Below are 25,614 nucleotides of genomic sequence, written 5' to 3'. Positions count from 1 at the left end.
ATCCTGAGCCAGGATCAAACTCTCCATTGTAAAAATGTAAATTGACCCCGGTCATCTTATATGACCGGATCGTCAGTAATTGTATACTGTACGGCCCGGACCGAAAAAATTGTAATCTCTTACAGCTTTCGTCCCTCTAAAGGACTCCTGCTGCGCTACATGATCATATATCTTAAAGAACTTCTCTCGCCGCCGCTTCGCGCTTTGGCATTTATATCTGCCGACCAAATAGGCCGTCGATCTTCTGTTTCTGTACCCCTCGTTCCCGAAGGGACTGCAAAGGTAGGGATGTTTTTCGGAATAACAAAAAAAAATATTTTCTTTTTTACCTATCCCCTTTCAACATATCCTGTGAACAGGACGCCCTCCCTCGCGGAGTGGTGCAAAGGTAGAAACTTTAACAATACACTCCAAGCCCCCAAACACTTTTGCTCCCAAAAAACCCACAAGGTACTGGAAACCTGATCGATATTTTTTGCTGGCAACTTATAGTCCACCATCAGACGGCCCCGCGAACAATTCTGGACATTGGATTATGAAAAAAAAGATACTTACTATTTGGAATATACGAAACACTTCGTACATTTGACTACGAAAACATTCGTAGATTAAAAAAAGATGAAACCGACAGATAGTGAAATGGAGATATTGCAAATCCTCTGGGAAAAAGGGGAGAGCAGTGTACGACACGTACATGAAGAGCTTAATAAAAAAGACATTGGATATACCACCACATTAAAGCTGATGCAAATTATGTTGGACAAGGGGATGGTTTCACGTGACGCCTCAGCAAAGACGCATTTGTACAAAGCTTCACTAAGTAAAGAACAAACACAACATACCTTTTTAGAAAAGATGATCAACACGGTATACAATGGTTCTACTGCTCGTTTGGTTATGCAGGCACTTGGCAACAAACGTACAAGTAAGGAAGAAATTGAGTTAATCAAAAAATATTTAGACAATCTTTAAATCGACAAAATATGAATGGTCTACTTCAAAATATCACGCAGGCATTAGGATGGAGCATAGCGCATTCCCTCTGGCAAGGAGCGTTAATATATGGCATGCTATGTTTCCTTTATCTCTTTTTGCCAAAACTGACGGCTAAAAATAAATACGCCTTTGCCTTATTTGGACAATTTATTCTCTCTATCGCATTTGTCATTACTTTTGGCCATTACATGGATATCTCATCTACTTCGGAAGAAGTATTTATGGATTACGTAGCTGCGCCGTTGGTCTTATCTTCAGAAACTTCTTCTTCGTTTTTAAAAGCTGTAAACCCGTTATTGCCGTGGATGAGTTCCTTATATGTATTGGGACTTTCTTTCCAGTTCATCATTTTTAGCAGCAGTTTGTCCAAACTCCGTTATCTCAAAACACGAGGATTGTCTACTATTCCTATTGTGTGGGATCAATCTTTCCGAGATATTTGTTTTAAACTTCAAATCAAACAACATATACAATTTCATTTATCGGAAAAAATATCTGTACCCATGGTAATAGGGCATCTAAAGCCAATCATTCTATTTCCGGTTGCATTTGTCAATCATCTTGAATTAGAGCAAGTAGAATCTATATTAATACATGAATTGGCACATATTAAACGACAGGATTATTTATTCAACCTATTCAAGGTTGCCATGGAAACAATATTATTTTTCAACCCTTTTGTTTGGCTTCTTTCCCGCTATATAGACACTGAACGGGAACATGCCTGCGATGATATCGTCATGAAATGGACGCCATCATCCATTGCCTACGCTCAAGCATTAATGTCTGTTGAATGCCTTAAAAGTACAGCTGCTCCTATGTACGCTATGGCTGCTATAGGCAAAAAACATCATTTATTACATCGCATACAAAGAATCACGAATATGGAAAAAAATCATCTCCATGCACGACAACATCTTATAGCTGTTGTTCTTTGCTCCTTAGCATTACTTACTATAGCTTGGATCTCTCCTTCAGAAAAACCAGCTACTGTTACAGAAGAAATCAACATGACACCAGCTGTAGAAGACCCCACCGCAATTTATCAGATACCTCCAGCAGCGGCTGCCCCAGATTATCCCTCTTTTCTTCAAGATACTATAACACCTCCTTTGTCCCCTGAAGAGCCTCGAACAGAAGAAACATACATTAAAGATGTAGAAGCCGAAGCTAAAAAGATTGAAGCCTATTACAACTCGCCCGAGTGGAAAAATAAAATCGCTGATATAGAAAAACAAGCGAGAAAAACAGAAGAATATTTTACCTCATCGGAATGGAAAGCACAAATAGCAGAGATAGAAGCCGAAGCTAAAAAGATTGAAGCCTATTACAACTCGCCCGCGTGGAAAAACAAAGTCGCAGAAATAGAGACACAAGCCGCAAAAAAAACAGAGGAATATTTCAATTCATCGGAATGGAAATCGAAGCTAGCGGACATCGAAGAAAATACGAAAAAAATCGAAGCTTATTACAACTCGCCCGAGTGGAAAAATAAGATCGCAGATATAGAGACACAGGCGAAAAAAGTAGGTGAATATTTCAATTCAACAGAGTGGAAAGAAAAAATAGCCGATATCGAAGCAAGTGCTAAAAATATGGCAGAACACTATAACTCCCTTCAGTAATACTATGACCATCCCGCAATAATGCACTATCTTTGTGCATTATTTATCACCATTATTGCGGGATGAACATTATTTATTGCATCGACCTTCTAGGCACTATGGTTTTTGCCATATCGGGTGCTATGGCGGCTAATCGTTCAGGGATGGACATTTTTGGGGCTACGTTTACCGGTTTTGTGACAGCCATAGGCGGTGGATCCTTACGGGATGTATTTTTGAATTTGCGTCCCATATGGGTAGATGACAGTAACTATCTTATTGCCATTTTAATCGGTGTTCTTATTTCTATTGCCGGAAACAGGCAGTTACATCGCCTGGCTAGAACGCTAACTTTCTTTGATGCTTTGGGAATAGGTTTCTTCTGTGTCGTGGGCGTACAGAAATCGCTTACCTATGAAAGTACACAGACAGCTGCCGTTATTCTGGGCGTTTTCTCTGCTGTTATGGGAGGGGTGATTCGCGATACCTTAATGAATGAAACACCATTGATTTTCCGGAAAGAAATATACGCCACAGCCTGCCTATCCGGTGCAATTATATATATGATTTTAGGTTCTTGGGGGGTTGATACAGCAATCAATGCCTTTGTTTCCACGCTAACCGTCTCTGTTATCCGTCTTGCGGCGGTCAAATATAAATTATCCTTACCCGGGATAGGCGGTTAAAAAGAAAAGGTAGATTCAACGGTTACCTTTTCTTTTTGGGATTAGGAAATTTCATTTTATATCCGACATGCACCATCCCTTTGGATATGGTATCTAATTTCCCCTTTAACATGGCTTTCTTGAGCGGGCTCAGTTTGTCGACAAAAAGTTTGCCTTCGATATGATCGTACTCGTGCTGAACAACACGGGCAGCAAGACCGGAGAGCTCTACTTCATGTTCTTCAAAATTTTCATCTAAATAATTAATCACAACGTGGGATGGACGCATGACCTCTTCATTAATGTCTGGAATGCTCAAGCAGCCCTCGTTAAAGCCCCATTTCTCTCCTTTTTCCGCTATGATAATCGGGTTAATCAAGACTTTTTTAAAGTCTTTCAATGCTGGATCACCCTCACCATCTTCGTCGTCTTCTGCAAACGGAGAAGCATCAATCACAAACAAACGAATGGGTAGCCCTATTTGGGGTGCAGCAAGCCCCACTCCTCGAGCGGCGTACATGGTCTCAAACATATCGCTGATTAACTCCTTTAAATTAGGGTAATCCTCATCAATTTCTTCTGCTTTTTTTCTCAATATAGGGTCGCCGTATGCGACTATCGGTAATTTCATCTAATTAATTTTTCTTCAATGGTTGATGAGAGCTCCCCGATAACATTGGGTTCGGCTTCATCCCGTTATTTTAATATCATACAAAGGTATCAATAATAATTTATTCCACTTTAGATTGTGCTAACTTTGTATACTATGGTGGTACCTCTAGCAATAGAAAACTTTATTTCTACACTACAGAAGGATCTGGGCATTTTCTTTTCCCGAGAAGACTTAGATGGCGTAATTGTCTTACAAGCGCTTACGCCCGATATTGCTTTGGTAATCTATTTCGAAGAAAATGCAGTGCGCGTCAACACGGGCGATCAACGCACTTTTCATATTGATCAAGATCAAATTTTAAGAGATCCGTACAAAATCCGCGCCCGCATATATTCGCTATTAGGGAGAGGAAAAGTGATCCATGGTCGTCAAACGGTCGTCGCGCGTATCGATAAAGGTATCGCCTTAGCTTTTTTAGCAGAAAACCACCTGCAAGTTGCCATCCCCGGAAAGTATCGCTATGGATTATTCGACGAGGGAGAACTCGTCTCCGTTGCTATTTTCAGTGGCGGCCGGCGAATGCGGGAGCAGGCGTCTAACTATCGATCTTTCGAGCTTATACGTTTTTGCCACAAGGCAGGATACCGCGTTGTAGGCGGCCTGTCCAAGCTCCTTAAAGCATTCATAAAAGATTTTCACCCAAATGATATCATGACCTATGTGGACAGGGATTGGGCGCAGGTTTCGAACCTCCGCACATTGGGTTTTGAAGAGCAAGGATGTACCTCTCCCCAGGCTTTCTGGATTGTGGATAAGGAACGACATCATATAAGGGGTGTGGAGCATCTCGTTCAACTCCAACAAACTTATCCTACAGGGTATATTTCTCACAACAGCGGAAGTACGAAATTGATACTCCGGCTATGAAACCGAGATGTAAATAACCGAGCGTAGCGAACTCATCGAAGATAATAATTGACACACAGGGTAATGATTATTTACTCGAGCTCTCATCAGCCATTAAAAAGAAAATAAACCGATGAAAAATAGTCTGGGTTGTGTATATTTAACACTTAGAAATTTAACTAAACAAAATAATTACATATGAAACGTAAACTACGGATGGGCATGGTTGGTGGTGGTAAAGATGCTTTCATTGGCGCCGTGCACCGAATCGCCGCATTTATGGACGGAAAAATCGAGTTAGTATGTGGTGCCTTCAGCATTAATCCGGAAATTTCCCGTCAATCTGCAGCGGAACTTTTTGTTGCTCCGGACCGCGTATATGCCGACTACGAAGAGATGATAACGAAAGAATCTCAGCTACCAGAAGGGGAGCGCATGGACTTTCTAACGGTAGTTACTCCCAATTTTCTACATTTTGCACCAGCAAAGATGGCCTTAGAAAATGGTTTTGACGTCGTCATAGAAAAACCCATGACCGTCACGCTAGAGGAGGCAAAAGAACTTAAAGCTGTTGTAGAAAAAACAGGAAGAACCCTTTGTCTCACGCATACCTATTCAGGTTATCCAATGGTAAAACAGGCAAAAGCTATGGTAAAGGAGGGACATCTCGGCAAAATCCGGAAGATTGTGGTGGAATACCCGCAAGGCTGGTTAAGCCGCCTATCAGAACGTGAGGGAAATGCCGGTGCTGCTTGGCGTGCTGATCCGAAAAAATCAGGCTTATCGCTTGTAATGGGTGATATTGGAACGCATGCTGCCCATTTGGCAGAGTATGTTTCCGGACTAAAAATCACGGAGCTTTGTGCCGATCTCAGTACGTTGGTAGAAGGACGTGTATTAGACGATGACGGATCCGTATTATTACGGTTCGACAATGGCGCAAAAGGTGTTTTGATGGCATCACAAATTTCTGCTGGCGAGGAAAATGCGGTGAGAATCCGTATTTACGGCGAAAAGGGTGGGTTAGAATGGGCCAATGAAGACCCAAATAACCTGATCGTTAAAATGCTGGATCAGCCTCGACAACTCTACCGAACGGGCAATGCCTACAACGCTCCATATACGCTAAGTTCATTTGCTACGCACAATACCCGTATACCTGCTGGACATCCGGAAGGATTGCTGGAAGCATTTGCAAACATTTACCGCAATTTTGCGGCTACTGCAAGTGCGAAACGTGAGGGGAGGACACCTTCTCCTGAGGAATTGGATTTCCCAACCGTGGACGACGGCGTTCGTGGAATGGCTTTTGTTCAAAATGTCGTTGCTAGCAATGCAAGCAATGAAAAATGGACTAAATTTGAAATGTGAGCACTAGCGCGAGCATAAACGAGATCATTCACCAGGCGAAAGAAAAACTTTCGCCTGATTTATTAATCATCATACTCGGCCCTACTGCTTCGGGCAAGACCAAACTTGCTGTAGAATTAGCTAGACAAATTGACGGTGAAATTATATCGGCGGATTCGCGTCAGGTATATAGGGATATGGATATCGGAACCGGCAAAGATCTGGAAGAATATCGAGACGTGCCTTACCATCTTATCAATATCAAAAAGCCCGGAGATAAATACAACGCAGATCTTTTTAGGCGTGACTTCTTTAAAGCTTATGATCATATTATTAATGTGCAGAAACAACCTATACTCTGTGGCGGTTCTGGTTCGTATATACAATCTGTTTTACAAGACCGGCCGTATGCACAAATTCCGAAGGATAGTTATCTTCAAAAAAAACTATCTCAACTAGCTGAAGAAGAACTTCTCGAGCGGATTCATACCATTGGCGTTCCGCCAGACCTCCAGATAGATTTTCATAACCATAAACGACTGGTAAGAGCGCTCGAAATCCTCTTATACCTACAACACCACCGCCAACCAAAGCAGCTACAGCGCATCGTCCCAAATTATCTGGTATTCGGGCTTTGTCCGCCATTGGAGAAAAGAAGGATGTCGATTACACAAAGACTTCATGCACGGTTACAGCAGGGGCTTGTTGAAGAAGTTAAGCACCTTATCGAGAAGGGAATAAGTCCAGCGGATTTAATCTATTACGGTCTGGAATACAAATACATAACCTTATACTTACAAGGAGCACTGACTTATCCCGGATTGCTAGAAAAATTAAATACGGAGATACACCGATATGCGAAACGACAAATGACTTACTTCCGCAAAATGGAAAAAGACGGTATTAAAATCCATTGGTTATAACGCTCCTCAATTACGCACGCCATCAGCTAAAAATGTAAAAAGGACGACCCTGGAGGAATCGTCCTTTTATAATCTCTTCCAGACTTACAGTTTAATCTCTTCGTCTTTGGAATTAAAGAATCTAAATTGTGTCAAATGATAAGATGATACGGTTTTCACCTTAATCCATTTACCGTATTTAAAAAACCATTTGAGTCTAATAGAGAACAAACCAGACTTAATGTAGGCGCCTATATAGGGGTGGACACAGAGTGTAATTCCCTTTTCGTTTTGTTCTTGTAAGATGTAACTCAAATTACTTTCAATATCGTCTAGCAATACGATGCTAGAACGAATTTCGCCAGTTCCTCCACATGCCGGACATTTTTCATTTGTCACTACACTCATTTCGGGTCTGACGCGCTGTCGGGTTATTTGCACCAATCCAAATTTACTTGGTGGAAGAATAGTATGCTTGGCGCGATCGTTTGCCATGCATTCTTTCAAAAACCCATACAATTCTTTGCGATTGGCCGGTTTATGCATATCGATAAAATCGATAACCACAATTCCCCCCATATCACGTAATCGCAATTGCCTTGCGATTTCCTTTGCTGCTTCTTTATTTACAAGCAGCGCATTTTCTTCTTGATTTTCTTTACTAGCAATCCGGTTTCCGCTATTAACATCCACGACGTGGAGTGCTTCGGTGTGCTCAATAACGAGATAAGCCCCCCCTTGCAGATTTACCGTTTTGCCGAAAGCCGCCTTAATTTGTTTTTCGACACCGAAATGGTCAAAAATAGGTTCTTTATGTTTATAAAGTTTGACTATCTTTTCCAGGTCGGGCGAAATTTCTTGCACATACGATTTTACTTCCTCATATAATGCATAGTCATTGACATGAATATGTGTGAATTCGTCCGTTAGTATATCGCGCAAAATGGTAGAAGCTCTATCCATCTCCCCTAATACTTTCTGAGCGGGTTCAACACTTTTAAGGCGTTTGGTAAAAAGTTCCCATTTCGAGATTAAATCTAAAAGGTCTTTCTCTAATTCGTCTACACCTTTTCCTTCCGAAACTGTCCGTATAATAACGCCGAAGTTGGGTGGTTTAATACTTTCCACTATTTTCTTCAGTCTATTCCGTTCAGCACTTCCTTTAATTCTCTTGGATATGGAAACTGCGCTTGAAAAAGGAACCAATACAACGAATCTACCTGCGATGGAGAGGTCCGAACTTAATCGGGGACCTTTAGTCGAGATAGGCTCTTTGGCAATCTGAACTGGTAAAAGCACGTTTCGGCTTAATATATCCGAAATCTTCCCTGCTTTATCAATATCCTTTTCAAGCTTCAAACTATTGAGCAGCTTCTCTTGATAGCTGCCATTCTTTACTATTCGTGTTAGCTTGAGCAAAGACTGAACCTGAGGCCCTAAATCCAAATAATGTAAGAACGCATCTTTTTCGTAGCCTACATCTACGAAAGCGGCATTAAGGCCAGGCATGATCTTTTTGATACGCCCCAGATAAATATCGCCTACGGCAAAATTATTATCGGCCTGCTCCTTGTTCAGCTCAACAAGCTGTTTGTCCTGTAGTAAAGCAATAGTCACCCCCTTGTCGGGAGTTGAATCAATAATTAATTCCTTTACCAACAGCTACTCATTTACGGCTCTATACGCACTGTATTTAGCCTGATGAAACATAAAAACGCATTAATGAAAAAATACAATCTACAGTTTTTCAAACGTAAAACTATAGATTGTATGACGTCTTATAGGCTTCGGCCTAAAGACCAACAAGCTTATTTCTTCTTGTGTCTATTTTTTCTTAAACGTTTTTTACGCTTGTGCGTAGCCATTTTGTGTCTTTTTCTTTTTTTTCCGCTTGGCATAGCTTTAATGTTTTTAATGAATAAATTAATATGTTAATTACTTGCTGAGTTCTTCCACACGTCTGTCGATGAACTGAGATAAGGTTGGATCTGCGGCCATCTCTTTACTTTTCTGAAAAGCGGCGATGGCTTCGTTCTTCAATCCAATATTTTCGTAGCCCGTTGCTAAATAAAAGTACGACTCTGCATCGGGGCTCAATTCGACAACTGTTTTGAATCGCTCAATAGCTTTGTCGAATTGTCGAGATTGTAAAGAAAACAATCCCAATGTTTTGTTTGCATTAATGTTTTTCGGGTCTTTCGCAACAACTTCCTGTAATAAAGCGATTCCCGCCATTGGGTTACCGCCTCCTGTTACCATAGCTGCACCTAATCCTGTTTTTGCGTCCAAATTGTTTTCGTCTAGTGCTATTGCTTTTTCATACGATCGAATGGCTAGTCTGTTTAGCTCTGCGGACATTGCTGTATCTTGCAGATTCGTGTATGCCGCCCGATAGGCGTCTCCAGCTTTCAACAAATACTCAAATTTAGGTGAAATTTCGGCCATTTCCTCATAGACAAACCCCTGAGGAGCAAACTTAGCCACGTCGTCCCATTTTTGCACCAATTGTTCCAACAGCGCCAGCTTTTCATCTCCACTAGTCTGCGCTACTTTCTCCTCCAACGCCGTAATTTCCTGTGCAATACTGGCATTTATCGACTGTTTGGTAATTTCAGATACACTTTGGAAATTAAACGCTGAAGAAGTCGTCGCATCTGCCGAACTATTAGCTCCTTTGTTTTCGTCTACCAAACCTTTTATAGGACGCGCCAAAAGTCCACCCATTAAGGCGACGACAATAACGATCACTATGATTTGTTTGGTATTCATTTTGGTTCAGTTTTACTTGTTACCGTGTTTAACTTTTTCTACAAAAACTTTTGCCGGTTTAAAGCTTGGCACATAGTGTGCCGGAATAATAATCGCTGTGTTTTTTGAAATATTACGAGCTGTTTTCTCTGCTCTTTTCTTCACAACAAAACTTCCGAAACCTCTAACGTACACATTCTCTCCGCTAATCATCGCATTTTTCACAACCTTAAAAAACGCCTCTACTGTTTCTTGAACATCTACTTTCTCTAAGCCTGTTTTATTAGAGATTTCCGCAATAATTTCTGCTTTAGTCATATCTGTTTTTACTGTAATTATTTATTTCTCAACCCTTAACGCAACAGCAGTTTGGGGATGCAAAAGTATCTTTTTTTTATGATGTTTAAAAATTTATTTTGTTTTTTTACCAAACTTCGCCCATTCAAAAACTTTTCTGTATCAACCATTTACTATATTTTAGATAGGTCGACCTAAAATATATGACGACAGCACTTCATCGCTTCCGTCAATTTTAGTACAATTTAAGTGGAATATTCAACGTCACAGAACCGGTTAGCCCTTTCAGTGGTTTAAAATCTTCTTTTGTCCGTATATCGAATCCATAGCCTACTCCTAAATCTACTATGGAAAGTACACTTACGCCTACTTTGGGTGTAATCGTATAAGGTGTAGCCTCTGCCTGAATAAATGGAAAAATTAAACGATTGCTTAAATAATAGGTTACGCCCACTTCAGGGATGATGGTAGTCTTACGCTGCATCCACGTAAAGTTTGCACCAGCATTAAACTTTATATATTGATAATCATTTGGTGCAAATAACCCCCAGCCCGAAGCTTTCAGGAAATTCCCACTTTGGTATTGCCATCCTACAGACGGGCCCCATATCCAGCCTAATTTTTGTGGATTTTGTGCGTGTAATATTCCCGCCCAACAGCAAAAGATGATTATCAATCCCTGTATTTTCTTCATGTTTTCTATTTTCTATCTAAATTTAACCTAAATTTTTGGATTTCCTAGTACAAGACCATAACCATAAAATAAGGCGCTAGGCCGATATGTAGCATTTTAAAGCGAGGAGTACCGCAAAAATAGGATAATCTGTATCTATCCTTGACCTACTATAATGCACCCGTTTTATCGTTGTTTCTTCTCGTTTGCAGCTCATCGGAAATCAGGAGCATTTTCTTTTCGTTCAGGGGATAAAAACAGATAAAGGCAATCGATAAAGCCGTCCCTATGGCAGGAAACAGGCTCAGGAACATCCGGATACCTTTTAGCGTTTCGGCGGATTGCTCGAAGTTCGCTTGAAAACCAAAATAGCCGAGTAACCATCCTGTAACGGCAGTTCCCAAAGCCCAGCCGAGTTTCTGACTCATAGAAGACGAGCTAAAAATCAGCCCTGTTGCCCTATTCCCGGTATTAAACTCGGAATAGTCCGCACAATCGGCATACATAGACCAAAGTAAGGGAAATACTGTGCCGGCGCAGATACTGATCAACACCTGTAATCCAAAAATTCCCCACAAGTCATCGCTTCCGAGCCAAAAAAAAGCCGTGCTACCTATAGTTGCCAAACCCATTGCTAAGACGAAAGTGGCCTTTTTTCCAATCCTATTACTCAACGGAGCCGCCGAGATAACACCCACGATATTAGCCACCTGTCCAAGGGATAGATATAGTCCGCTCAATACAAAAGGAATACGAAATAGGCTAATCTCCCCAAAGGTCTCCTCTTGGACGTAATATTTAAAATAATACAGCGCTGCCCCATCTCGTACGGAGTTAAACAACAAGGTCATGATGCTGGCGCCTAGTAATATCCACCACGGACCGTTGCGCACCAAGTCCCGGATATCTTCCTTGAGGGTGGATTGCTGCTCTGGAATGTTGGTTACCCGTTCACGCGTCCATAAGAAACACAGCAAAAATAGGACTACGCTACATGCTGCGATAACCACAGCTGCCATGGTCCAGCCCTGCTGTTGGTCTGTAAGCGCCTTGCTACCGTCACTGAAGTAACTTACTAGTGGGCTGAACAACAGCAGGGTGACGAAGCTTCCTAGATAAGCAAAGGTCATCCGATACGTGGCCAATACGTTACGGACCTTGGGTGAAGGACTGATTACACCTAGCAAGGAAGCATAAGGAACATTGATAGCCGAATATACCATCATCATGATGGAATAGGTCAGATACGCATACACCACCTTGCCGATATCTCCAAATGCGGGTGTATAAAATGTCAGCACGCCCATTATACCGAAGGGTATCGCCATATAGAGCATAAAAGGGCGGAACTTCCCCCAGCGGGTATGGATGCGGTCGGCAAAAACGCCGACGACAGGATCAAACAGGGAATCCCATACGCGGGTAATCAAAAACATGGTGCCGACCACCTTCGCCTCCATTCCGAAAATATCTGTATAGAAAAACATCAGGTACATCCCAAACAACTTCCAATACATAGAAGATGCGGCATCACCCAAGCCGTATGCGATTTTTTCTTTTAAACTGATCCGGTTGCTTTCCATATACTGGGATTGAGCTTTAAGTTGCTATTTTTATTAATCAGATCCGTCAGCACCTGTACGGATGTGGCCGAACGATACCCGTCTGCAGCAGTGTGCAAACAGTAATCCAGCAACCTGTCTATACTGGAGACAGCCACATGCATACGGGTATCACTAGAGGCGTAATAAATATACACTTTTCCTTCTTCATCCGTTATCCAACCGTTCGAAAAAAGCACATTGGACACATCCCCGATCCGCTCTTCACCTTCCGGTGCCATAAAATACCCGGCTGGTTCGGCGATCAGTCTGTCCGGTTGATCCAGATCGGTCAGATATAAGTACAAAACATAACGAAGCCCCGCGGCACAGCTACGGACACCATGTGCCAGGTGCAACCAACCTTTGGGTGTTTTGAGCGGGGCGGGACCCTCGCCGTTTTTCATTTCCTTTATGGTATGGTAAAAGCGATGGTTCAGTATACGCTCCTCAGTTATTACCGCGTCCTCCATGCTGTCCACCAATGCCCACCCAATTCCACCGCCATTTCCGGCATCAATAAAGCCATCCTGCGGGCGTGTGTACAAGGCATATTTTCCTTTTACAAAGGAGGGATGGAGTACTACGTTTCGCTGCTGGCTTTTGGATTGTAGATCCGGCAACCTTTCCCATACTACGAGATCTTTGCTACGGACAATGCCCGCTGAAGCCACAGCCGTCGATAGATCTCCGGCTGGCGCATTGGGATCTTTCCGTTCGGTACAAAACAGCCCGTATATCCAGCCATCCTCGTGCACCGTGAGGCGCATATCATACACATTGACGTCCGGATCATCCAGTTCGGGAATTGCGATAGGGTGGTTCCAAAAAACAAAATTATCGACGCCGGTAGGACTCTCGGCGATCGCAAAAAAAGACTTACGATCATTTCCCTCAACCCGTACGACGAGTACATATTTCTCTTTCCACCGGATGGCACCGGCATTGAACGTTGCGTTGATGCCAAACCGTTCCATAAAATAAGGATTGGTATCCCGCGAGAGATCGTAGCGCCAGAAAACCGGTGTATGCTCTGCCGTAAGCACTGGATATCGATAACGTTCAAAGACTCCATTGCCATGTAAAATCGGCTCATTTTTCCGATTGATCAATTGTTGGTGTGCTGCATGCATGGCCGCAACGCGCGTAGCAAATAAATCGTTCATCGTATCATCTTAGTTCGACTTTCCTTTTTTCAACTCGCTTCGGACAGTCTTTCCCCATTCCTTCAAATCATCTTCACTCCAAGATGCCCGAGGCGCATGCGGATCGCGGATCATGGAACAAGTTTCATCTTTATCGGCGATAGACCAAGCCGCCCAACTTAATTTCTTGTCATCCATCCACGAAACCCAACGTTGCCACTCTTCCTGATCGATCGGTCCGTCGCCGGTAGCTTCCATTCCCGCACATTCGGATATGAAAACCGGAATACCTTTGGCCATTGCTTCATCGGTGCGATCCCGCAGATATTGCTTATGGGTGGCCGCATAGAAATGGACAGTATACATGATATTATCATAGCCCTGTATCGGATCTTCGGCTACAAGATGAATATCTTGATCCCAATGCGGACATCCCACTAATATAATTACCTCGCTATTGATCTTTCTAATTTCCGCAATGATTTCCTCCGCATAGCGCTTAACGTCTGTCCAACTATCTTCTACTGGTTCATTGTATATCTCGTAAATCACATTTGGATATTCTTGGTATTTCGTGGCAACTTTCTTAAAAAAATCCTTTGCTTTTTCGGTATGAATTTCATGGCTATGCCAATCTACGATAACATAAATTCCCTCGGCGATGGCCGCATCTACAACCTGATATAGGCAGTCAAGTGCAAACGCTGGGTTGTCAAGGTAAGACCCTTCCGGCCCGACACCAATTGCTGCCCTGATAACGGATATATTCCAATCTTGTGCCAGCCATCCTACGGTTTCTCTTTGATAAAAGCGCGGCCACCAGTTATGCCAGCCCAAGCTCACACCACGCAATACAACCGGCCGGCCATGCTGGTCGTGCAGGGTTACTCCTTGCACAGATAGCTGCCCATGCTCCTCCACCACAGTCGCCGGAGCTTCTTCGCGTTCCGATATGGTGTTCGATGTTCCAGCGGAACATCCACTGACAAGAAACCATACCCCTGCACTCCAAAATAACGCCTTTACGGCTTTAAACAAATAGTTCTTCATACGTTTTATTTTTATAAGACGAATCCATTCTTAACGTAAGTCCGGCATCTCGTCTAAGGTAATCGTTCGTTCATCTGCCAATACACGATGCCAATAATCGATATCGGCGTGCATATGTCCCTCCTTGTTAAACTCCGGTCCGGACATGTTTTTGGTTCGGTCATAATCATACCAGGGCATTGCCCAAGACCATTGCGCCCCGCTATTCCACTGTGTCGACAAGTCTGCTACTCCTCCAAACTCACTTAGTGTCAACATCTTATTCGGATACTCCTTTTGCAACGATGTATACAATGCAGCGATTTCGTTCGCATTTGGCTTTTCGTAAAGGTCGCATCCAATCATATCCACATAATCATCTCCTGGGTACCACGCTGCATCATCACCCTGGCTCGTCCAAATCCAGATAAGGTTATTCAGTCCTTTCTCCTGGAAGATTTCAAACATCATTATCCACAGTTTTCGGTAGTCTTCTGCCGTTTTCGCTCCCCACCAAAACCATTTTCCCGAAGCTTCGTGTAGCGGGCGCCACAAAACGGGAATGTGCTTATCCTGCAAAAGGATAAGATGATTCGCCATGCGTTCTAAGTCGGCTCTAACAACTGTATTTTCGTAGGTTCCGCTAATGACTGCCTTGGAGATATCAAAACGAGTATCTTTGGTATAGAAATGATAATCAGCACTTCCTTCGTACGCCGGTACGTTCCAATGCCAAGAAGCGGCCACCAACCCCTTACTACGCCACCAATCTTCGACTACCTGTGTGTTTTCGTAGTTGATCCAATCGGCAGGCGAAGCGTATAAGTGTAGGTAATCAAAACAATTTAATGCAGGATATTTTCCCGTATGCCGGTATACCCATTCGGCTTCATTGCTGTTCCAGTTGACGTTTGCCATGGCACCCGATATCATCTTCGCCCCATACTGCTCGCGCAAAAAGTCGTATACCTTTCTTGCTTGCACACTGGCATTTGGGGTTACCAAAGCCGTACCGATATCTGGATCATGAAAGTCATCGGTCGTAAAGGACAATTGTATTTCTGCTGCAAACGCCCCCCTAGGGCCTTTTATGGTCTGCTCGGGAATGTTCAGCGTATAACGTGTTCCACCCTGTAAGTGAACGGTTATTTTCAGCTCTTTGAAAGCCGCATAGACCTGCTCCACCGTTTGTCCGTTGAGTTGTATGCCGCGTTGTTGGTCCAGCACAATATTCTGGTCAAACTGCAGGACAATGGTATTCTCCCCGATAGGCACGTCATCCGCGCCATCTTTTACCGAGGAAGAAATCAAAAGGGGCTGGGGGGCATCCGTTATCTCTTGGTTTGGATTGCCTTTAGAACAGCTAAACGATAAGAAAACAATATACAGCCATAACGCGCACCGTTTATTCTCCATAAATAATCAATCATCTTTTTAAAGGGTTCTATTTTATTTTCTCAAACCGGATATTGTCTATCGCGATATTCAACATGCCAGCAGCGCCATTTGTTGCCATTCCAAAATCCTGATCAATATTCTGCACATTTGGAAGTCGACCACTACCTGTTCCGTCACCATCTCTAAAGTCTGTTAACGGAATCGTGACGGTATACCACCCCCCTTGGTTCGCCAACGGCGGGATAATCGCCCAGAAATCGCCGTCTGCACCATTCAACCGGAATTTTAGTGCCTGCGTCGTACCACCTAATACATTCACATCCATTTTAATCGCCCATTCTGCCACGGAAACTCCATCGGTTTTGAAATTGTCGCGTCCATTCCGCCAGAAGAAATCATCCCATCCGCCTGCCAATTGCTTATTAACCCGAAAATAATTGCCACTGATAGATAAGTTCGGTTCATTTTCCACTTGCCCATGCGATCCCCACCAGCTTCCTTTCGAGTCAAAATCAAAAAACACATAGCTAGGGTCAACGACCGGGTCAACACCTGAAATGGTGAATGTCGGTGATTCTACTTCCGTACCGTCGAATGTAACAAGCTTCAAATTGACTTTTCCTTTAACGGCATTTTGTGGAATGTATACCTCTATCAGACTCTCGTTACGCATTCCGTATTGCGTTCCTTTTACATTATCCTGAAAATAGACACTCTCTACCAAATGTAACTTCGTGCCTTCAATTCGGATCAATTCTCCCGGTTTGGCCGATGTTGAGATTTTGGTGATAACAGGTATGTTCGGTGATGTGACAACCAGCGACATCGATGATTTCACCTCTGTTCCATTCGCTGTTACTAACGTTATAACACCGGATCCTGCCGACATTGGTACCTGCACACGCAGCGAGGTGGCGGAGGTAGCCTGTATATCATCAACAACGTGCCCTCCACCAAATATCACCTGTCGTACCAAGTCGAGATGCGTCCCCGTGATAGTCAGTTCATTCCCTGCCATCAAATTCGTCGGGTTTAAGCTGCTGATCGTTGGGCGCACCAAGGTAACCGCAGCCGTTGCCGTCTTGCCCGAATGCGTACTTAGAACAAGCTCACCATCTTTCGCAGACAGCGGAACGTTGACCTCAAGCTTTGTTGCAGACTGCGTCACGATTTCTCCTTCCGCATCACCGGAAAAGATGACGGAAGTAACTAGATCTAAATTTTCCCCTATGATGACCAATTTTGTGCCATTCTTTACGGGGTTAGGTGCTATACTTTCAATCTCAGGAGCCAACAAGCCCAATTCGTCCGAAAGGATTTCCAGGCCGGAATACGACAACAGCTTGACTGGCCCCTCTTTTGCGTCTTGCGGCACATCCACCTTGATTTCCGTATAAGATTCATTAATGGTAAACTCGCCTACCGCGATATTCTCTGGAAAAAGTATAGATTCAACCAACTGAAAATCAGTTCCGGTAATAAGCAATCCCTTTCCCGGTTTTACAGGGTTAGGCGCAATAGATTGCACTGTGGGCACGACTACTTCTACCTCCTCTTCTGCATAAACTAAGATAGGAACCTCAGCCCCGTTGGAGACACTGACCAAACCTGTCTGTGCTTCCCGAGGAACGGCTACTTCAATCTTATACCGCGACCGGCTCTTGAAGTCCACACTATCTACCGCCACACCTTTCGCAAATATGACCTGCGCAATCAGGTTTAAATAATCCCCTTCAATGACGAATATGTCACCAGCCCTAACTTGCATAGGCGCTATCTTATCTATCGCAATAGGCTCCGAATACGTTAGTGGCGTTTTTGTCCTTATTTCCCCACCGTCATACTTTAGGACGAGATGTCCTGGCGGTGCTTCTTGCGGTATGGTTATCTTGATCTCACCGGAGTTTACGACGATAATTTCCGTAATCTCCGTGCCATCTGCCAACACCACGGCTTTTACTTTATCCATTCCGTTTCCGATAAACCGAATGTCGCTGCCGCGCAAGGCCGGCGATGGCCCAAAAACTTCAAGTTGTACAGTATCTTCACCTGTCGCTTGTTCTTCTTTTTCACAAGAGGTGAAGAATAGCCCCCCGATCAGCAAACAGACTAGCCAACGAGCCAATCGGTATTTTTTTATTTTAAAGACTGTCATCATGGTTTATTTTAGGTTACTGTGGCACAATTCTCAAATTATCCATTAAAATCACCGGGTCGGATGCCGTTCCAACATACACTAATCCACGGTTCGCCAAGAAAATATTCAGGTTGTCAAAAGCCTCCGGCAAGACGTTCAAAGACGAACCAGCTCCGTTGTACTTAAATTCCGAAAGTGGAATCGCAACGGTTACCCAGCCATCGGTTTGGTAAGCCCCGGTATTTCTCCATGGCATCCATATTCCACGCGGTTTAGCATCTTCGTAGAGTGGGCCATTCGTCGTACCGGTAGCAGCAAAAATAAAGGAAAGGCCCACTGCGCTCCATCGGTTTGGAACGTAGGCTTCAAATTTCATCACCATTTCTTCTGGATTGCCGTCGAAAATCGCGTCCGTATGCCCGTTTTCATTCCCCCAATAGTGGCTAAGCCCGTCATTCTCGCTCGCAGCACTCCATTCCGTCGGCTCGGCAAATGAGCCCGACAATTTCAGGTAGTTTCCGGATAGTGCAAAGGCAGGATCGTTTTCGAGTCTTCCAGTTCGGCCCCAACTGTTCACAATCGGATAATCGGCATCATAATTTGTAATCATTCCGCGGGTATCTCTAAAATGGAAGGTAGATCGGGCCGTTCCATAACGCGACTGCACAGAAACTGGTCCTTCCGTTGCCCCTGCAGGCACGACCACCTGAATATCTGTCAGTGAATACGATACGATTTCCGTTGCCTCTATATTGGGCGAAAATACCACCACCGGATGATCCTGTGTCGCCGTCGAAAGAAAATAATTGCCTTTCAGTACAGCGATTTCACCTTCCGGCACATATTCACATTCCATCGCCACGACTGCCGGCGGAGGAACCAATACGTTAAAGCCGTGCGACACGGTATCCTGCTTCGAGCTATTTACAAAATAAATCTTATCGGTAACGTGTTCTGGTATGCCTTGTGGTACCGATACAATAATAACCTCGTCCGTCATAAAACTCGTGTTCAGCACTGCTTTTTGATCGTTAAACCAAATCTCAGACACGCTTTTCATATTTTCCCCGATGATGGCTATACTGTTACCTAAGAAAGCACTCGTCAGAAGCGAATCACTTACGTTCTCGTCTGGCACGCGCACATAGCGAATGGTCGGTATACCATCTTCAAATTCAAACATCGCCGTATCATCCTTACAAGCATTTACCGACAATAAAAGGAATAGAACTACACATGCTATACCTATCTTCGACATTGTTTTATAAATTGTTTTCATGTCTTCTCAGGTTTAATATTGTATACTACTAAAATCAAACTTCACCGGATCCTTCAGCAGGTTCGGGTTCATCGTCAGGTCGGTGTCCGGAAAGGGTAACTGAAAATGTGCACTAGTGATATTCGGGATTACCGGATTATCATCATAACGGGTCACGTTGGGATCAAAGCTCTCGGTCTTATAGAAATCATCGAGTCCTATGTAAAAACTTCTTCGCTGCCCTTTTAGCTCCGCTATTGCCGCCGCGGGTTCATAATAATGCCAACGCACATAGTCATACCAGCGGTCGCCCTCACAGGCCAATTCCAGACGTCTTTCTTTCCAGACGTCCTGCCAGGTAATGGAAGTGGTGTTACCACTAAAGCCAGCTCGTTTGCGCACAGCGTTATAGGCCTCCAGCGCCTTGGCATCCGTCGTTGAGCCCGCATTTCCCATGATGGCTTCTGCATAGATTAAATACACGTCTGCCAACCGCAGCAAATGGGTACTTAAACTCGTTGACATATTCCGCATGGGTGCCCCGATGCCCGCCACGTGGTCGCTATTGTTCCCAACGAGGTGCTTCACACTGTTTGCTCCGGTAGGTGAGCGAAATTCGCCGGTAACATTTTCGGCAAAATTTGCGTAATCGAATCCCCCCTGATCGGCCCAAAAATAGGTATAAACATCACCGTACATCATCATGGTGGCTTTTCTTCGGACATCGACATTGTTACGCGTCAATGAAAGGGCATTTTCGTTAAAATCATCTTGGAGATCGATAGAAGGACCGCCCCAGTCTCCCCAGGTATCACCAAATTCGGAAAACCCGGTCAGTGCCAAGTCGGATTGTAACGTGTTCTGTGAGGTCCATACTTCGGATGATACCCAGTGCCAGGCAAGAAGACTTTCACTGGAGAAATTGTTCTCCAGCCTAAAAATATCGGAATATACCGGTGCTAATACACGGCCACTTTCATCGATTACCTTCCGCGCATATTCGGCGGCTTTGTCTAAATCCGTTTGATCACGCGAACCACTTTGTCCGTACCCCGATTTCGTCAGATAGACCTTGGACAGCAGGGCGTATGCAGTGAAGCGATCAATACGTCCCGGACGATTGTTAAGCGGAAGCCACTCGACAGCCTTCTCCAAGGTCATCACGATATACTGATACACGTCCTCTACAGGCGCTTTAAATACTTCGTTATAGTTTCCTGCTGCAATCTCTTCGGAATTGTTGTGGACAATAGGCACGGCTCCAAACGTGCGGACCAAATAAAAGTAAGCCATTGCTTTCCAAACCAATGCCTCTCCTTTCACGGTATTCTTCACAACTTGGCTAACGTTAGGTCCGGATTTAGCTTCAATATTTTCCAGTATACCATTACAATAAGCGTTGACGGACCATAATGAAGCCGACATGTTGACGAGATCCTGATCGGTAGAGTTAATGGTAAAAGTCAAGTAAGGCGAATTGCCCATATAGTAATTCCCCGAAAGCACTTCGCCGACCTTGAAGAATCCGCGTTGGTAATCGTACCAGGGTGAATTATAGATTGGATTAACGGCCTGAAAGCATTGTTCATCCGTTTGGTAAAAGATATCGATGGTATAACTGTCTACCGTCGGGCGATCCAAAAAATCGCCGCAAGACCCGAAAGCGAACGCCAACATCCCCCAACAAACGGCGTGCTGTATATGTGTATATATTCTTTTCATTGTTCTCATTCTTTGCATTGTTAAAAAGATAAATTGATACCGGCAGAAAAAGTACGTGGAGATGGATAACGACCGTTATCCAAACCAAACACATTTGAACTGGCCATACTAGCCCCAATCTCCGGGTCATATCCCGTATAGTTGGTAAAAGTGTACAGATTTTGGATATTGACATATACCCGCACGTTATCCACCCGCCATCGCTCCGTCCATGTCGAAGGCAAGGTATATCCTAATGCTATATTGCGGACACGCAGGTAAGAACCATCCTCGATATAACGATCGCTAATCCGGTCGTTATCGTTCGGATCATTAAAAATTGCCCGTGGTATTTTTGTGTCCGGATTGCTTACCTCGATGTTGGTGACATCTTCAAACCAATTGTTGACAACGGTTCCATTGACGTTCGCAGGGTAACTCTTATCTGGATTTATCGGTTGCAGAATAGCGCGATCTGTGACTTTTTGATGCTGATTATTCCATCCTGTCAACATATTAGATAAGTTAATCCCCATATAATTCATTACTTTATTCCCGTATGATCCGTTTAGAAATACATTGAGATCAAAATTCTTATACCGAAAGGTATTATTAATGCCAAAGGTAAATTTAGGCATCGGTGAACCGATATCCGTCCGGTCGTAAGTATCGATGATACCATCTGGCACACCATCGGGTCCGCTGATATCAGCATATTTAAGGTCGCCTACCCAAGTTGTATTGGCTCTATTAAATACGCCATCGGAAGGATATTTTTCGGGTTTAGGTGAGTTCTTCAAATCCTCCAAGTCACGGTACACACCGATCACTTTATATCCGTAAAAACTATATAACGGTTCGCCGATCCGAGATACCGAGACGACATCACTCCACTGTCCGTATCCCTCAATATGCGCAGACGCCGTGCCGTCCAATGCGACCAATTTGTTCCTATTGACAGTTACCTGAAGATCGGTATCCCACTCGAAAGCTCCCGTCATATTTTTGGTCGATACGGCCAATTCGAATCCCTTATTGTTGATCGTGCCGTAATTTCCCATCGGCGACGCCAATGCGGACGAAGCGTTTCCGCGTGTTCCCATATAGGATGGAAGCTGCAACGCCATTAACATGTCTTTGGACGTTTTATCGTAGACATCCGCGACAACTCTTAGCCGGTCGTTGAAGAACGCTAGGTCTAATCCGAAGTTCCATTGTTCCTGTGTTTCCCACTGTATATAGGGATTAGCTATGTTAGACTGTCGATACCCGGGTCCAAGTCCAGTGGGCATCATCGTGATACTTGCCCCCCAGAGATAGGATCCTATACTGGAATTCCCCGTCTGTCCCCATCCAATACGTATTTTACCATCAGACACTACAGATTTCAAAGGCTCAAAAAACGCTTCGTTAGAGAAACGCCAAGACGTCGCAAACGAATGGAAGCTTGCCCAACGGTTTTCTGGCCCAAAATTAGATGAGCCGTCCCGACGATAGGTATAGGTTCCCATAAATCGATCTTGGTAATTATACATCAGGCGGCCAAAAAAAGAGGACATCGCAGATTCCCCAAACCCAGAGTTTATTTGCGGATCTTCGCCCAAGCGCGGGTTTTGCACATCATTGGAAGGGAGTCCTGTAGCACTGATACGCATAAACTCGTAAGTAGATTCCCATGCTTCCTGTCCGAGCATAGCGTTGATCGCATGCCCTGAGCCGAAGTTACGGGTGTACGTCAAATAGTTTTTGAGCTGCCAGAATTTACTGTTGTTGCGTTGCCACGCGTTCATATTTATTGATCTTCTCCAGTTCCCTAATTCCAATGTAGGCTCGAATACTTCTGCGCGTGATCCGCTAATATCAAATCCAAGCTCTGATCGCCACACCAAGCCTTCCAAAATGGTCAGATCGGCGAAGACGCTTCCGTTTAACTTGGTTCTATCCAGCAGTATCTTGTCGCTCAATGCTTTCGCTATAGGGTTCAATGTAGTGTAGCCTTCCCGTACCACACTGGCGTAGTTGCCATCTATATCATAAATCGGGATATCTGGCGGCGTTAACAGTGAAAACTTCACTACCCCTTCGTCACTATCTACCAAACTGAGGCGTTCGCCTGTAGAGGAATACATCGCATTTAAACCTAGTTTGAACCAGCTTTTAAGCTGTGCATCTAGATTGGATCGGAAAGAATATCGATCGAAATTCGTACCGATAACTGTTCCGGTTTGATCCATAAAAGAACCCGAAACGTAGTACTTCACAGCGTCCGTGCCGCCCTGTGCAGATAGCTGATGTTGCTGCATTGGGGCATTCCGGAAAATCGCCTCCTGCCAATTCGTTCCCTGACCAAGCAAAGACGGATCACGAAACTCCACGCGGCTGTCTCTGGAATTAGTCTCTCCGGCAATATTATTGCTAAACGCTGCAAACTCGCGTAAATTCATCATATCCAACCGGATAGGCTGGTTTTGTATGGCTGTTAGCCCTTCGTAACCGAACTTAGCTTCGCCTGCTCGTCCTCTTTTTGTCGTAATTAATACCACACCATTCGCCCCTTGAGCACCATAAATTGCCGTTGCAGAGGCGTCTTTCAAGACTTCTATGGAGACAATATCTGCAGGGTTGATGGTAGACAAAGGAGAGATGGTAGACACACTTCCATTTCCGAGCGCATCCCCCAAACCAAAAGATGCGCCGCTAGCCCCTCCTCCTTGTACAATCACGCCGTCGATAACGTAAAGAGGCTCCGCATTAGCATTGATTGTGGCCTGCCCCCGTACCCGGATGGACATTGCTCCTCCAGGTGCACCCGAAGTCATGGTAGCCGTGACACCCGTCGCCCGGCCTTGTAATGCCTGATCTAGATTGGTCACAACCGACCCTTTTAATTGTTCCTCGCTGACGGTGACCGAAGAACCGGACAAGTCGCCTTTACGGACGGCACCATAACCGATGGCTACTACTTGGTCGAGTTCGTTTACGCTGGCCACCATCTGCACGTGCAGTTCGTTGCTCGTAACGCGAATTTCTTGGGTTTCCATTCCAATATAGGAAAATACAAGCATGCTGTTCGCTTGGGCTTGAATACGATAGCGACCTTCGTTATCTGTACTTGTTTGGTGAGTTGTTCCCTTCACGCTGACAGAAACGCCCGAAATCGCCCCTCCATGCATCAAATCGGTTACCCGTCCGCTAACTTGCATGTTCTGTGCCTGCAGCAGGGCAGGCAATAACATTACAAACAGCATGAAATAAAATAATCTATTCATATCTATGGTATTAGTTTATATTAGTCCTGAAAAAGGCTCAATGGCCGAACAAAATGTTGAAATGAAACGGGAATCTCGTTATGAAAAGTACTTTTTTTATCATAGTATATTGTTTAAAATTGGTGGTTTATTATTGCTCTACAATAAGCAATATCCAAATGTAGTAAGAACTTGTCGTTCGGCGCTAATACTTTTTTATCTATTAAAGACACTTATCAAGCCAATATCACCCTCTGCTATCAAATGAAGGCATTCCACAGGAGCATTTACTTATCCTTAAGAAGGATAAGCAGTGTTTACAGCCAAAACAAATTTTTATAGAAAAAACTTGGAGGCACGATATTTATTCCGAAAATCAGACGGGGTACAACCTTTTTTCTTTAAAAAAATTCGGTTAAAGTTTGACAAGTTATTAAATCCAGATTGCAGTGCTATTTCTGCGACGCTGTGGGTGGTATCGATCAGCCTCCGGCTTGCGTGCCCCAGCCGGATATCGTTCAGTGTATCGACAAAACTTCTTCCCGTTCGCAACTTTAGAAAGCGGCTTACGGAGACCGCCGTCATCCCGACCAGATCGCTGACATCCCCTAAAGTCACTTCCCGCGTATAATTCTCCATTAGAAATTGGATAATCCTTTCTACCCGTCGGCTATTGAATTGTTGTTTTTCCGCGTGAAACGAGCGACTGGAGAGCATACGCGCTGCTGTATCATGTGAAAGTTCATACAAAAGCTCGATGAGTTTCATCACAGAATAAAAACCATCATTGTCAGCTGCCAGATCATAAATCTTTGTCTTAATCTGTTCGATAGCGGTCTCACTGAAGGAGATTCCGTAAGCCGCTTTCGCGAACATATTTTGTATAGTTCGGAACTGATTCCTGTTCAATAACTGATCATTTAAAAGATTGGGATGAAACTGAATAGTAATTTCCTTAATTATCGTTCCTGGCACACATCGATGGTTCATCCATCCATGTTCCAGATTCGAACTCGTAATCAGCGCAAGCTCTATATCTTCTATTTCTTCTATGCTATCACCCATAATACGTTGTGCCCCTTTCGCATTTTCAATAAAATTCAATTCATACTCCGGGTGAACATGAACTGGAAAATCAAAATCGGTTTTCTCTCTGGTGAACACCATAAAACAATCTTTTTCGGAAAGTGGCGTTGTTTCTCGTAATATCGATAGCATGTTCATTTACGTTCAAATTAGTATTCTTTGTTCATCCATACAGAAGTAGCATATCTAAAACGAAATCTGCCTTTCACAACGTCGGTAGTTGGAGCGTTGCCTTTCAGTTATTTCTTGATGGATAA

At 43.9% G+C, this 25,614-nt stretch carries 20 protein-coding genes; 6 read left to right on the top strand and 14 right to left on the bottom strand.

All coding sequences use genetic code 11. From position 1 onward, the window contains the following. Positions 1–618 precede the first annotated feature (618 nt). From EWE74_RS15080 to EWE74_RS15070, 3 genes are all read left to right on the top strand, one after another. On the top strand, positions 619–972 hold the full coding sequence (locus EWE74_RS15080) for a BlaI/MecI/CopY family transcriptional regulator (RefSeq protein ID WP_130142333.1): 354 nt from the start codon (positions 619–621) through the stop codon (positions 970–972). Between the two features lie 11 nt (positions 973–983). Then, the gene (locus EWE74_RS15075) at positions 984–2,621 is read left to right on the top strand and encodes a M56 family metallopeptidase (RefSeq protein ID WP_130142332.1); all 1,638 of its coding nucleotides are present in this window, start codon (positions 984–986) and stop codon (positions 2,619–2,621) included. Positions 2,622–2,683: 62 nt separating this feature from the next. Next, positions 2,684–3,286, top strand: a complete 603-nt coding sequence (locus tag EWE74_RS15070) for a trimeric intracellular cation channel family protein (RefSeq protein WP_130142331.1) — start codon at positions 2,684–2,686, stop codon at positions 3,284–3,286. A gap of 22 nt (positions 3,287–3,308) precedes the next feature. Here the strand turns inward: EWE74_RS15070 and def are convergent, their stop codons facing one another. Then, a complete protein-coding gene (gene def, locus EWE74_RS15065; protein WP_130142330.1) occupies positions 3,309–3,896 on the bottom strand; it encodes a peptide deformylase in 588 nt (195 codons plus the stop codon). A 135-nt stretch (positions 3,897–4,031) separates the two neighbouring features. Between def and EWE74_RS15060 the strand changes: the two genes are divergently transcribed. The 3 genes from EWE74_RS15060 to miaA all read left to right on the top strand — a co-directional run bounded on the left by EWE74_RS15060 (position 4,032) and on the right by miaA (position 7,057). Next, positions 4,032–4,805: a hypothetical protein gene (locus tag EWE74_RS15060; protein WP_130142329.1), complete on the top strand. Its 774-nt coding sequence runs from the start codon at positions 4,032–4,034 to the stop codon at positions 4,803–4,805. A gap of 177 nt (positions 4,806–4,982) precedes the next feature. Continuing rightward, positions 4,983–6,155: a Gfo/Idh/MocA family protein gene (locus EWE74_RS15055; RefSeq protein ID WP_130142328.1), complete on the top strand. Its 1,173-nt coding sequence runs from the start codon at positions 4,983–4,985 to the stop codon at positions 6,153–6,155. After that, positions 6,152–7,057: a tRNA (adenosine(37)-N6)-dimethylallyltransferase MiaA gene (miaA, locus tag EWE74_RS15050; RefSeq protein WP_239018674.1), complete on the top strand. Its 906-nt coding sequence runs from the start codon at positions 6,152–6,154 to the stop codon at positions 7,055–7,057. The genes EWE74_RS15055 and miaA overlap by 4 nt, the downstream gene beginning before the upstream one ends. A gap of 84 nt (positions 7,058–7,141) precedes the next feature. Here miaA and EWE74_RS15045 read toward each other — a convergent pair whose 3' ends face one another. The 13 genes from EWE74_RS15045 to EWE74_RS14985 all read right to left on the bottom strand — a co-directional run bounded on the left by EWE74_RS15045 (position 7,142) and on the right by EWE74_RS14985 (position 25,489). Further along, positions 7,142–8,695, bottom strand: a complete 1,554-nt coding sequence (locus tag EWE74_RS15045) for an Rne/Rng family ribonuclease (RefSeq protein ID WP_130142327.1) — start codon at positions 8,693–8,695, stop codon at positions 7,142–7,144. A 276-nt stretch (positions 8,696–8,971) separates the two neighbouring features. Continuing rightward, positions 8,972–9,805: a tetratricopeptide repeat protein gene (locus EWE74_RS15040; protein ID WP_130142326.1), complete on the bottom strand. Its 834-nt coding sequence runs from the start codon at positions 9,803–9,805 to the stop codon at positions 8,972–8,974. Positions 9,806–9,817: 12 nt separating this feature from the next. Next, positions 9,818–10,102 carry an HU family DNA-binding protein gene (locus EWE74_RS15035; protein ID WP_130142325.1) on the bottom strand — a complete coding sequence of 95 codons (285 nt, stop codon included), beginning with the start codon at positions 10,100–10,102 and terminating at the stop codon, positions 9,818–9,820. A 214-nt stretch (positions 10,103–10,316) separates the two neighbouring features. After that, positions 10,317–10,775 (bottom strand): hypothetical protein, encoded by a 459-nt coding sequence (locus EWE74_RS15030; RefSeq protein WP_239018673.1) that lies wholly within the window; start codon positions 10,773–10,775, stop codon positions 10,317–10,319. Between the two features lie 149 nt (positions 10,776–10,924). Continuing rightward, positions 10,925–12,337, bottom strand: coding sequence for an MFS transporter (locus tag EWE74_RS15025; RefSeq protein WP_130142324.1), 1,413 nt, complete (start codon positions 12,335–12,337; stop codon positions 10,925–10,927). Continuing rightward, positions 12,313–13,521 (bottom strand): glycoside hydrolase family 130 protein, encoded by a 1,209-nt coding sequence (locus EWE74_RS15020; protein ID WP_130142323.1) that lies wholly within the window; start codon positions 13,519–13,521, stop codon positions 12,313–12,315. The genes EWE74_RS15025 and EWE74_RS15020 overlap by 25 nt, the downstream gene beginning before the upstream one ends. Before the next feature lie 9 nt (positions 13,522–13,530). Then, on the bottom strand, positions 13,531–14,550 hold the full coding sequence (locus tag EWE74_RS15015) for a glycoside hydrolase family 5 protein (protein WP_130142322.1): 1,020 nt from the start codon (positions 14,548–14,550) through the stop codon (positions 13,531–13,533). A gap of 30 nt (positions 14,551–14,580) precedes the next feature. Beyond that, positions 14,581–15,945 (bottom strand): glycosyl hydrolase, encoded by a 1,365-nt coding sequence (locus EWE74_RS15010; RefSeq protein WP_130142321.1) that lies wholly within the window; start codon positions 15,943–15,945, stop codon positions 14,581–14,583. 28 nt (positions 15,946–15,973) lie between these two features. Further along, positions 15,974–18,085: a glycan-binding surface protein gene (locus EWE74_RS15005; protein WP_130142320.1), complete on the bottom strand. Its 2,112-nt coding sequence runs from the start codon at positions 18,083–18,085 to the stop codon at positions 15,974–15,976. Between the two features lie 13 nt (positions 18,086–18,098). After that, positions 18,099–19,343, bottom strand: a complete 1,245-nt coding sequence (locus EWE74_RS15000) for a glycan-binding surface protein (protein WP_130142319.1) — start codon at positions 19,341–19,343, stop codon at positions 18,099–18,101. A gap of 12 nt (positions 19,344–19,355) precedes the next feature. Next, positions 19,356–21,044 (bottom strand): RagB/SusD family nutrient uptake outer membrane protein, encoded by a 1,689-nt coding sequence (locus tag EWE74_RS14995; protein ID WP_130142318.1) that lies wholly within the window; start codon positions 21,042–21,044, stop codon positions 19,356–19,358. A gap of 20 nt (positions 21,045–21,064) precedes the next feature. Beyond that, a complete protein-coding gene (locus tag EWE74_RS14990) occupies positions 21,065–24,292 on the bottom strand; it encodes a SusC/RagA family TonB-linked outer membrane protein (RefSeq protein ID WP_206365244.1) in 3,228 nt (1,075 codons plus the stop codon). 315 nt (positions 24,293–24,607) lie between these two features. Further along, entirely contained in the window at positions 24,608–25,489 is an 882-nt protein-coding gene (locus EWE74_RS14985; protein ID WP_130142317.1) for a helix-turn-helix domain-containing protein, read from the bottom strand. Positions 25,490–25,614: the final 125 nt, after the last annotated feature.

This window comes from Sphingobacterium corticibacterium (assembly GCF_004208525.1).
GTDB classification, from domain to species: domain Bacteria; phylum Bacteroidota; class Bacteroidia; order Sphingobacteriales; family Sphingobacteriaceae; genus Sphingobacterium; species Sphingobacterium corticibacterium.
The sequence above is the reverse complement of the archived record's forward strand: the minus strand, read 5'-3'. Positions and strand labels throughout refer to the sequence as shown.

Coding starts and splice junctions, on each gene's coding strand:
- EWE74_RS15080 (WP_130142333.1), top strand. CDS start 619: ATGAAACCGACAGATAGTGAAATGGAGATATTGCAAATCCTCTGGGAA.
- EWE74_RS15075 (WP_130142332.1), top strand. CDS start 984: ATGAATGGTCTACTTCAAAATATCACGCAGGCATTAGGATGGAGCATA.
- EWE74_RS15070 (WP_130142331.1), top strand. CDS start 2,684: ATGAACATTATTTATTGCATCGACCTTCTAGGCACTATGGTTTTTGCC.
- def (WP_130142330.1), bottom strand. CDS start 3,896: ATGAAATTACCGATAGTCGCATACGGCGACCCTATATTGAGAAAAAAA.
- EWE74_RS15060 (WP_130142329.1), top strand. CDS start 4,032: ATGGTGGTACCTCTAGCAATAGAAAACTTTATTTCTACACTACAGAAG.
- EWE74_RS15055 (WP_130142328.1), top strand. CDS start 4,983: ATGAAACGTAAACTACGGATGGGCATGGTTGGTGGTGGTAAAGATGCT.
- EWE74_RS15040 (WP_130142326.1), bottom strand. CDS start 9,805: ATGAATACCAAACAAATCATAGTGATCGTTATTGTCGTCGCCTTAATG.
- EWE74_RS15035 (WP_130142325.1), bottom strand. CDS start 10,102: ATGACTAAAGCAGAAATTATTGCGGAAATCTCTAATAAAACAGGCTTA.
- EWE74_RS15030 (WP_239018673.1), bottom strand. CDS start 10,775: ATGAAGAAAATACAGGGATTGATAATCATCTTTTGCTGTTGGGCGGGA.
- EWE74_RS15025 (WP_130142324.1), bottom strand. CDS start 12,337: ATGGAAAGCAACCGGATCAGTTTAAAAGAAAAAATCGCATACGGCTTG.
- EWE74_RS15020 (WP_130142323.1), bottom strand. CDS start 13,521: ATGAACGATTTATTTGCTACGCGCGTTGCGGCCATGCATGCAGCACAC.
- EWE74_RS15015 (WP_130142322.1), bottom strand. CDS start 14,550: ATGAAGAACTATTTGTTTAAAGCCGTAAAGGCGTTATTTTGGAGTGCA.
- EWE74_RS15010 (WP_130142321.1), bottom strand. CDS start 15,945: ATGGAGAATAAACGGTGCGCGTTATGGCTGTATATTGTTTTCTTATCG.
- EWE74_RS15005 (WP_130142320.1), bottom strand. CDS start 18,085: ATGATGACAGTCTTTAAAATAAAAAAATACCGATTGGCTCGTTGGCTA.
- EWE74_RS15000 (WP_130142319.1), bottom strand. CDS start 19,343: ATGAAAACAATTTATAAAACAATGTCGAAGATAGGTATAGCATGTGTA.
- EWE74_RS14995 (WP_130142318.1), bottom strand. CDS start 21,044: ATGAAAAGAATATATACACATATACAGCACGCCGTTTGTTGGGGGATG.
- EWE74_RS14990 (WP_206365244.1), bottom strand. CDS start 24,292: ATGAATAGATTATTTTATTTCATGCTGTTTGTAATGTTATTGCCTGCC.
- EWE74_RS14985 (WP_130142317.1), bottom strand. CDS start 25,489: ATGCTATCGATATTACGAGAAACAACGCCACTTTCCGAAAAAGATTGT.